Source organism: Pseudomonas brenneri (assembly GCF_007858285.1).
In the GTDB taxonomy this organism is placed as follows: Bacteria; Pseudomonadota; Gammaproteobacteria; order Pseudomonadales; family Pseudomonadaceae; genus Aquipseudomonas; species Aquipseudomonas brenneri.
The window spans coordinates 1-515 of record NZ_VFIL01000031.1 but is presented as its reverse complement, the minus strand read 5'-3'; the positions used below and the strand labels follow the sequence as shown (position 1 = coordinate 515).

The 515-nt window shown below is 47.2% G+C and carries 1 protein-coding gene; it reads left to right on the top strand.

The genetic code is table 11. The features are described from left to right. Nucleotides 1-434 (top strand): hypothetical protein (locus tag FJD34_RS28955; protein WP_211365110.1); only part of this gene is annotated, 434 nt, incomplete at its 5' end. Between the last annotated feature and the right edge of the window lie 81 nt (nt 435-515).

Below are 515 nucleotides of genomic sequence, written 5' to 3'. Positions count from 1 at the left end.
AGGGAGAAAGGGAAAGGAGGAAGGTTGGGGGAAGAAAAGGGAAAAAGGGAAGGGAAGAAAAAAGGGGAAAGGGAGAGGGGAAGAAGAGGAAGAAAGGGGGGAGGGAGAAAAGAGGAAGGAAGGAGAGAGAGAGAGAGAAGAGAAGGAAGAGAGGGAAGGAGAGAGAAGAAAGGGAGAAAGAAGCGAAGAGGGGGGGGGGGGAGAAAAGAAGGGAGAGGAAAGAGGAGAGGGAGGAGGAGGAGGGGGAAGGGGAAAGGAGGGAGAAAAGAGAGGAGAAAAAGGAAGGGGGAAAGAGGGGGGGGAAAGAAAAAGAAAAAAAAGAAGAGAGGAAAGAAAAAAGAAAGGAGGGGAGGGGTGTTGTAATTGGGGGGAAAGAAGGATTGAAAGAAAAAAAAATTGGAAGAGGAGAGGGAAAAAAGAGGAGGAAAGAATAGAAAAGGGAAGTATGAGGATGGGGGGGAAGGGGTATAATAAATTGGTAGTAAGGATTGAGAGGAAATGATAAATAAGGTGAG